Genomic DNA, 8,291 nt, shown 5'->3' with positions numbered 1-8,291 from the left:
GCCGACGAACTCGCCGACCGCATCGCCGTCCTCGACAACGGCACCATCGCCGCCGAGGGCACCGCGGAGGAACTGAAGCGGCTCATCCCGGGCGGACACGTGCGGCTCCGCTTCACCGACCCCGCCGCCTACCGGCACGCCGCCGCCGAACTGCGCGAGGTGACCCGGGACGACGAGGCGCTGACCCTGCAGATCCCCAGCGGCGGCAGCCAGCGCGAGCTGCGCTCCATCCTCGACTGGCTGGACACGGCCGGCATCGAGGCGGACGAGCTGACCGTGCACACCCCCGACCTGGACGACGTGTTCTTCGCCCTCACCGGCCCGGCGGCCGTCCCCAACCAGTCCAAGGAGAACGTCCGATGAGCGCCCTGTCCCTGGCGGTCCGCGACTCGAGCACGATGCTGCGCCGCAATCTGCTGCACGCGCGCCGCTACCCGTCCGCGACCCTGAACCTGCTGCTCGCGCCGATCATGCTCCTGCTGCTGTTCGTCTACATCTTCGGCGACGTCATGAGCGCGGGCATCGGCGGTGGCGGCGCCGACCGCTCCGAGTACATCGCCTACATCGTGCCGGGCATCCTGATGATGACGATCGGCAGCACCGTGATCGGGGCCGCGGTGTACATCTCGATGGACATGAGCGAAGGCCTCATCGCCCGTTTCCGCACGATGGCGATCCACCGTGGCTCGGTGATCATCGGGCACGTCGTCGGCAGCGTGCTGCAGTGCGTCGCCAGCGTCGTCCTCGTCGGCGCCGTCGCCGTCGCCATCGGCTTCCGGTCGACGGACGCCACGCCCCTGGAGTGGCTGGCGGCGTTCGGGCTGCTGGTGATGTTCTCCCTCGCGTTCACCTGGATCGCGGTCGGCATCGGCATGGCCAGTCCGAACGCGGAGGCGGCCGCGAACAGCGCTCAGCCGCTGATCCTGCTCCCGCTCATCTCGAGCGCCTTCATCCCGGCCGACACGATGCCGGGCTGGTTCCGGCCCATCGCCGAGTACCAGCCGTTCACGCCGGCCATCGAGACCCTGCGCGGCCTGCTGCTCGGCACCGGGATCGGCAACTACGGGTGGATCACGATCGCCTGGTGCGCCGGCCTGACCGTGGTCGGCTACCTGTGGTCGACGGCGCAGTTCAACCGCGATCCGAAATGAGCGCGCGGGCTGCCTCCCGCAGCCCGTCCCGCTCCAGGGCGGCGTACTCCGACACCGCGTCGGCGTACGCCGCCCCGTCCGTCTCCCCGGCGGCGCGCCGGGCGCGGCCGAGCGACATGGTGGGCTGGAACACCTGTGACACGTGGAGTCGTTCCGCCAGCGCCATCAGCCGTACCGCCGACGGGTCACCCGCGGCGCGCCGGGCGAGGCCGAGGGCCAGCACGTCGGTGCCGTACGTCACGACCTCTCCGGCCGGGCGGGTCTCGTCGGTGAGCAACATGCGCAGCCGGCCCTCCAGTTCGGCCACGAGGCCGGCGACGGGCTCCAACCGCCCGGCGTACGCGTGCGCGGCCACCGCGTGGGCGTCGATCGCCCGGGCCCAGGCGTCCATCGAGGGGTCGGCCGGTGACGCATCGCCCTTGCGCAGCTGTTCGGCCGCCATCCGCCAGCGCTTGAGGCCCAGTTCGGTCAGTCCGCGGGCCAGCGCGATCTCGGCGGAGGCCGCCAGGTCGGGTGTGGGGGCGGAGGTCTGCTCACCGGACTGGCTCCGCTCCACCCGCCGCAGCCATTCCTCGGCCTCGTCCGGTTCACCGCGCTGCAGGCAGGCCAGGACGAGGCCCCGGCGCAGGCCCGTCGTGGGTGACTGGTCGCTCAGGTGCGTCAGGGCGTCCAGGGCCGCCAGCAGATGCCGGTACGCCTCTTCGCCGAGACCGGCGTCGGCGCACAGTTCGCTGCAGCGGGAATGACCGAGGAGCCTGAGCGACGGATTGGGTACGGCGTCGACCATGTCGAGCATCCGGTGGGCTGACGACAGTGCCCGCTCCGGCTCGTGTTCGTACTCCCAGAGATAGCTGGCCACGCATTCGGCGATGCCCGCCAGCAAGGGCGCGTCGCTCGCGCACAGCTCCCGCAGCGCCTCGTAGCCGGGCGGGCGCATGTCGGGAAGGGCGCGGAGCACGAGGGCGAGAGCGCGGAGCAGCGTGTCCGGCTTCGCGGCCGGCAGACGGCGCAGGGTGACGAGGTGGCGTGGCCGGATGGGCCCGTAGCCGATGAAGGGCGCGGCGGTCGAGACGGCACAGAGGGTGCGGGTGACCTCGGTGTGGAGTGTGTCGGGCTGGTAGTGCGACATCGGGGCCGCGGTGTCGGCGGCCAGGGTCAGGGCGCGGTGGAAGCTCGCCGAATCGGTGAGCCAGACGCAGGCCAGGACCGCGCCGGCCGCGGCGGTGGTGGCATGGTCCTCGCGGGCGAGGGCGAGCCGGAGTGCGAGCACGAGGTTGTCCTGCTCCGCGCGCAGCCGCGCCCAGTGCCGCAGCGGCTCGGCGCCGAACAGCACGTCGTGGTTGGCGAGTCCGAAGTGCCGTGCCCAGCCGAGGAACCGGTCGGTGACCGTCTCGTCCTCCCCGGCCGCCGCCCGCCGGGCGGCGCTGAACTCCCGCACGGTCTCCAGCATGTGGAAGCGGATCCCGGCGGCGGTGTCCGATGCCTTCAGCAGCGACTGGTCGACCAACTGCTCCAGCAGGTACGGTGCGTCACCGCCGTCGCCCAGCAGTTGTTCCGCCGCTTCTTCGGTGAAGCCGCCGGGGAAGAGCGACAGCGCCCGCAGCGCCGCCCGTGCGTCGTCCTCCAGCAGGTTCCAGCTCCACTCCACGACCGCGAGCAGGGTGCGGTGCCGCTCGGGTGCGTCACGGGTCCCGCCGCGCAGCAGCGTGAACCGGTCGCCGAGGCGGCGGGCGATCTCGGGAACGGACAGCACGCGGACCCGTGCCGCCGCCAGTTCGACGGCGAGCGGCAGCCCGTCCAGGTGCCGGCACAGCTCCGCCACCGCGGCGGGCGGCAGTTCGACGTTGTGGCGGGCGGCCCGGGCCCGCTGCTCGAAGAGCTCGATCGAGGTGGCCAGGCTCAACTGCGGCAGCTGGTACACCGCTTCCGAGCTCAGACCCAGCGGCGCCCTGCTGGTGACCAGCACCCGAAGGTCCTTGGACAGTGCGATCAGGTCCCGCACCAGGTCCGCGGCGCCCCGGACGACCTGCTCGCAGTTGTCCAGCACCAGCAGCGCGGGGTCGGTGCCGAGGGCGGCGGCGATTCCGGCGGCCACGTCCGCTCCGCCGCCGTACGCCCCGGTGCCACCGCGTGGTGCCTTCCCGCCGCCGAGCGCCGACGCGACCTCGCCGGCCACGTCGTCGTCGGTGCCGACTCCGGCGAGCGAGACGAAGTGCACCACCCGCTGCTGCGCCTGGCGGCTGACGGCGTGCGCGAGCCGTGTCTTGCCGAGGCCGCCCGGGCCGACTATCGAGGCGAGCCGTGAGGAGTGCAGCAGCCCGGCCACCGCCGCGAGGTCCGCGTCCCGTCCCAGCAGCGGGTTCGGGTCGTGCGGCACCCCGTACCGGACCACGGGGGCGTCGGCCTGCAGCAGCTCCCGGTGCACGGCCCTGAGGGCGGCGCCCGGGTCGGTGCCGAGGCCCTCACGCAGCTCGCGCCGGTACGCGTCGTAGCGGGCGACGGCCGCCGACGGTCCGGCCGTCGCCGCCTCGGCGCGCAGCAGCTCGGCCAGCACCTCCTCGTCCCGCGGGGTCCCGGCGAAGATCTCGGTCAGCGGCGTCACGGCCTCGGCCCGTCGTCCCAGCCGGCCGAGCGCGAGCGCGCGGGAGCGTACGAGGGAGGCGTGGAGCGGTGCGCGCGCGGCCCGCAGCTCCGCGACGGGGTCGCCGTTCGCGGCGCCGGCGTCCGGGGCGGTGTCCCAGAAGGCGAGGCCCTCCTGCGCGCTCGCCAGGGCGGCGGCGTGGTCCCCGGCCCGGGCGTGCCGGGCGGTCGCCTCGGCGCACCGCACCACCGCAGAACTGTCGACCTGCTCCTCGCCCAGAGCCAGCCGGTAGCCGGTCGGGGTGCTGACGACGACGTCCGCCCCGAGCTGGGAGCGGGCCCGGGAGACCAGGATCCGCAGCGCGTTGGCCGGGTTGGCGGGCAGTTCGTCCTGCCACAGCCCGTCCATCAGCCGCGCGGTGCTGCAGCCGGCGCGCAGCTCGCCCGCGAGCAGCGCGAGCAGTCCGCGCAGCCGGGGCGCGGTGATCTCCCGGCCGCGGTAGGCCACGCGGGACAGGAGAGTCAGGTCGGTCGTCACCCGGTCAGGTTAGCGACAGGGGGCGGCCGGGCGGCTGTTGAGGGCGGTGGAGGCGGCGGCCGGGCCCGCGCGGTCGGGAACGGCTGCCCGGACGCCGTACGTCACGTCGCCGCCGGGCGCGGGGGCGCCCGACGCGCCGGCCCCTTGCGGCCGCGGGTGCGCGGGCTGACGGTCCAGGTCACCGCGGCAGGCGCGTTCGGGATGTGGCGGTCGGCGAGCGGCGCGAGGTCGCCGGCGCCCCGCCGGGTCCGAACGTCGCCGTCGGGGGCCCGGCCGGGTCGCTCACCGACCAGGTCGCGGTCTTCGACGGCCTCGACTCCACACTGCACATCGCCACCGCGCTCATCGTGGCGGTCGGGCCGGCATCTATCTGCTCGGCCAGTACGCGGGCCTCTCCGTCGACCCGCAGGGCTCGGACATCCTGATGGTGCTCGTCCTCGGCGTCGGCACGGACTGCGCACTGCTGCTCATCGCCCGGTACCGGGAGGAGCCGCACCGCCAGGAGAACCGGCGTGTGCCGCCGGTGGCGGCTCTCCCACCCGTCAGGGGTGCCGGTGGAGGAGGTCGGTGGCCTGCAGGGGTGCAGCCTGCAGGACGCCGGCCTGCCGCCACTCGGCGGGGGAGAGGCCGTAGACGGTCCGGAAGGTCCGGCTGAAGTGGGCGTGGCTGGCGAAGCCCCACCGGTGGGCGATCGCCGCCACGGTCTGGCCCGCGAGCTCTGGTCGTGCGAGGTCCCTGCGGCAGGCCTCCAGCCTGAGGCGCTGGATCCACCGGCCGATGGTCATGGGCTCGTCCTGGAAGAGCTGGTACAGGTAGCGGACGGAGATGTGGTGGGCGGCCGCGACCGACGCCGGGGTGAGCGAGGGATCGTCCAGGTGGGCGCGGATGTGGGCGCGGACGTGCTGCAGCAGGGCCCGCTCCACGGCGGCCTGCTCCCCGGTGGTCCCCTCGAGGGTGACCAGGGCGGTCAGCACGTCGACGATGCCCTGGCGCAGGAACCCTTTCGCGTCCTTCGCGCAGACGCACTGCTCCGTCACCGTGACGAGACTGTTCACATACGACGCGAGGATCCCGCCGATGCCGTGGCCGGGGGAGTAGGTCCGGCCGGTGGCCAGGTGCAGGAGCGAGTCGGGGACGTCCAGCATCTGCCGTGGGACCGTGGCCAGGTGCTGCCGGACCTGGCCGGTGAAGTTCAGTGCGTAGGGCCTTCGGCTGTCGAGGATGACGAGTTCGCCGGCGGCGACCGGCGTTTCGCGGCCGTCCTGGACGGCGACGCTGCCGCCGGTGTGCTGCAGGCTGACGATGAGCGAGCCGTCGCCGTCGGCGGCGATGAGGGGCGCGGTGCGTGCCATCTGCTGCGGGCTCGCCTCGAGGAAGCCGGCCTGGACGCCGGCGACGCATGTCCGGCGTATCGCCCCGTGGAGTTCGCCCGGCCCCCGGGTGCGGATCTCCAGCCGGGTGAACGCCCTGCGGACGGCGTCCCGCCAGTACTCGGCCCGGTCGGCGGGCGGCTGGGCGTCTGTGCAGAATGAATCGATCACGATGTTCTCCTGAACGGGACTGAAGCCATCTGGTTCCCGGGTCCTCCTGGCACATGTCCGGGCCCGCGTTGTCCGGGAGCCGTTCTCCGCATCCACCGTAGAATTTCCGCCGGGACCGCCGACGGCCTCCCGGGCAAGACTGCGGGACATCCGCAGTCATGCGAACCGCGGACTGCGCATTACCCGCACCAGTCGGTCTCTCGCCGGACCTCGCCCCGTCACTTGCCCCAGTACTTGCTCAGCTGGCCTTCCATGAACGGATGCGGACTCGCACTCACATCGCCGGCGAAGGGGTGTTCGAGGACGAGGACGAGGGTGAGGCTCAGGCCCACCAGCAACGCGATCGATCCCACGAAAAGCAGCTCCACCTTGAGGTTCTCCACCCCGTAGAGCAAGGTGATCAGCATCACGACCAGCGCTCCCCCGTAGGTGAGAACCTCCAGGAGCGGGGGCAGATGTTGCGTCGCGGCCAGGATGCGGGTTCTGCGCTGTGCGGTCACATCGTTCAGCCGCTCCACCGACGCGTTGTAAAAGGCCTGCTCGGAATCACTTTTGGGATCGTAATCCTGAAGGACCGCATACAATGCCTCGAGCTTTCCCGATGTCGCACTGAGGCTGTTCTTTCCGTCGCGCATCAGCGGCCAGGCGTCCTCCACGACCGCGTGAACGTAGTCCCCGATCGCACGGTCCAATTTCTGCTGGACGTCGTCCGGAAACCCATGTGCATTTCGCGAAATAACAGCGAGATCCGTGGCCTCCGAAGTCACCACTGCTTGAACTTGCTCAAGATCGGTCCACAAGGTCACGATGACAAAAGCAAGGACGATTCCGTAGATGGCGCCGAACAGTTCGAGCACCGTGCGCGACACATCGTTGGTCACGCCATTTCTCAAATCGGGAAAGGCACGGCGCGCCACCAAGCAGGCGACGAGCGACAACACGACAACGCCGCCGACGATGAGGATCGCGAGGCTGGCCGTGTCCAGGTTGTTGAGCAGCCAAAGTCCCACGCAGGCGACACTAGCCAGGTCGCGGCCGTGTTCGGGGTCGGCACGAGCACCGCCTGCCGCCGCATCACCGAGGCAGTCGAACCACCGGCCGCGCCTGCGGAATCGTCGACACCCGAACCGTGGCCTCCGCTGGGGCCGGTCGTCCGGGCGCCCTCAGTACCGCTGTCGCCGGGAGGGCGGCTCCGCCTCGACGCCCACGCCGATCAGGGCACGTCGATAACGGCGCCGGAAGAATCGCTGTGCCACGAGCAGTACCGGGAACAGCAGCCGCCACGGACCGTGTGGAGCGGCACGCGTCAGGGAGCGGATCGTCAGGGCGACCGTCCCGTCGGGGGAGCGGTGGACGACGAAGGCCTCCTCGCCGCAGACGGGATGCCCGGGCAGAGTCCCATAGGCGAAGCCGCAGCGGTCGGGCGTGTCGACCACGGCCACCACCCGCACCGGCTCCCGGACGACGAATGGGCCGAACCCCGCGGTGATCCGGTACTCGGCTCCCGCCGTGACCCGGTCACCCGCACTGCCGCAGCCGGTGACGGTGAAGCCGCTTCGCCGCTTGACCCCCCAGCGCAGGACGGCGTCAGCCGCGGCGCGCCAGTCCGCGTCCCCGCGTCCGATGACGGTGGTGCGGGAGAAGGCGCGCAAGCCCGCGCCCTCCGCCGACCACTGTTCCTCCGCGGGACGTGTCGCGCCGACGCCCCCGTACGTGAGCGCGTCAGTCGTACGGCGGCTCGAACCGCGGTCGGGCATGAAGGTCCTACGTGCAGTGAGCGGGCGAACACTTCGGAACACGGCCTGCGGAACGACCTGTCCCGGGTCACCTCGCACCATACAGTTCGGCGCTGTGACCGCTTGGCCTCGGTGGGCGTCTGCGCAGGAGTTACCTGGGGGCCTGCGGCTCCAGCGCATCCCGGCCTGTCGCGATCATGACCAGGGGGGCGTCCTTCTTGGGCAGAGCGATCTCATGGCTCCCATCAGCCGTGGTCAGCTCGTAGAACGCCATCCTGCCGTTCAGCGGGACCTTCTTGTCGAGCTGTGTGAGCGTGAACGGACCGCTGAGTACCGTCTCCTGGCCGGTGCGGCGCTCGCGCCACATCAATGCCCCCTGGGCGACGAACAGGGAGCCGATCTTGAGGTGCTGTATCTGCTTGCCCTTGCCGACCTTCAACATGACTGTCCGGCCGATGGTCTTGCTGAGCGCGGCAACCTCGAAGACCTGCCCCCGGAGCAGATCGGCGGCGTCCTGTTCTGGAGAGCGACGCCTGATGAAGGACAGGGCCAGGAGTACATCGGTCAAGTTCTGCGTACCGGCGGCGCGCCGGGCGGCTCTCGGGGAGGTCATGGCAGTGATCTTGACAAGCCGTGGCGTGCGCCCGCAAGGGGCATTGCGGCTCACCCCGGGCGATGCGGGCAAAGATTGAGGAAACTCCGCAACACCCCTGGCCGACCGGCTCGGCTGGGGCCTTCACGGTGC

6 protein-coding genes and 2 pseudogenes are annotated in these 8,291 nt (G+C 71.6%); 3 read left to right on the top strand and 5 right to left on the bottom strand.

From position 1 onward, the window contains the following. A pseudogene (locus tag ACFW3D_RS37140) lies at nucleotides 1–363 on the top strand (ABC transporter); the annotation flags it as partial. Continuing rightward, nucleotides 360–1,151 carry an ABC transporter permease gene (locus tag ACFW3D_RS37135; RefSeq protein ID WP_500512196.1) on the top strand — a complete coding sequence of 264 codons (792 nt, stop codon included), beginning with the start codon at nucleotides 360–362 and terminating at the stop codon, nucleotides 1,149–1,151. The pseudogene ACFW3D_RS37140 and the gene ACFW3D_RS37135, both read left to right, overlap by 4 nt. Here ACFW3D_RS37135 and ACFW3D_RS37130 read toward each other — a convergent pair. After that, on the bottom strand, nucleotides 1,132–4,269 hold the full coding sequence (locus ACFW3D_RS37130) for an ATP-binding protein (protein WP_500512194.1): 3,138 nt from the start codon (nucleotides 4,267–4,269) through the stop codon (nucleotides 1,132–1,134). The genes ACFW3D_RS37135 and ACFW3D_RS37130 overlap by 20 nt on opposite strands. A gap of 188 nt (nucleotides 4,270–4,457) precedes the next feature. Here ACFW3D_RS37130 and ACFW3D_RS37125 point away from each other — a divergent pair. Further along, nucleotides 4,458–4,780, top strand: a pseudogene (locus tag ACFW3D_RS37125) (MMPL family transporter); the annotation flags it as partial. A gap of 31 nt (nucleotides 4,781–4,811) precedes the next feature. Here the strand turns inward: ACFW3D_RS37125 and ACFW3D_RS37120 are convergent. From ACFW3D_RS37120 to ACFW3D_RS37105, 4 genes are all read right to left on the bottom strand, one after another. Then, the gene (locus ACFW3D_RS37120) at nucleotides 4,812–5,810 is read right to left on the bottom strand and encodes a helix-turn-helix domain-containing protein (protein ID WP_500512192.1); all 999 of its coding nucleotides are present in this window, start codon (nucleotides 5,808–5,810) and stop codon (nucleotides 4,812–4,814) included. 218 nt (nucleotides 5,811–6,028) lie between these two features. Continuing rightward, nucleotides 6,029–6,820 (bottom strand): bestrophin-like domain, encoded by a 792-nt coding sequence (locus tag ACFW3D_RS37115; RefSeq protein ID WP_500512190.1) that lies wholly within the window; start codon nucleotides 6,818–6,820, stop codon nucleotides 6,029–6,031. Nucleotides 6,821–6,973: 153 nt separating this feature from the next. After that, entirely contained in the window at nucleotides 6,974–7,567 is a 594-nt protein-coding gene (locus ACFW3D_RS37110; protein WP_500512188.1) for a DUF1990 domain-containing protein, read from the bottom strand. A gap of 130 nt (nucleotides 7,568–7,697) precedes the next feature. After that, nucleotides 7,698–8,159, bottom strand: a complete 462-nt coding sequence (locus ACFW3D_RS37105; protein ID WP_500512186.1) for a hypothetical protein — start codon at nucleotides 8,157–8,159, stop codon at nucleotides 7,698–7,700. Between the last annotated feature and the right edge of the window lie 132 nt (nucleotides 8,160–8,291).

Source organism: Streptomyces sp. NPDC058864, assembly GCF_042742985.1.
In the GTDB taxonomy this organism is placed as follows: Bacteria; Actinomycetota; Actinomycetes; order Streptomycetales; family Streptomycetaceae; genus Actinacidiphila.
This window is presented reverse-complemented; position numbering and strand designations above follow the sequence as displayed.

What these genes read in the sequence shown, in the direction of transcription:
- ACFW3D_RS37135 (WP_500512196.1), top strand. Translation starts at nt 360, where the DNA reads ATGAGCGCCCTGTCCCTGGCGGTCCGCGACTCGAGCACGATGCTGCGC.
- ACFW3D_RS37110 (WP_500512188.1), bottom strand. Translation starts at nt 7,567, where the DNA reads ATGCCCGACCGCGGTTCGAGCCGCCGTACGACTGACGCGCTCACGTAC.
- ACFW3D_RS37105 (WP_500512186.1), bottom strand. Translation starts at nt 8,159, where the DNA reads ATGACCTCCCCGAGAGCCGCCCGGCGCGCCGCCGGTACGCAGAACTTG.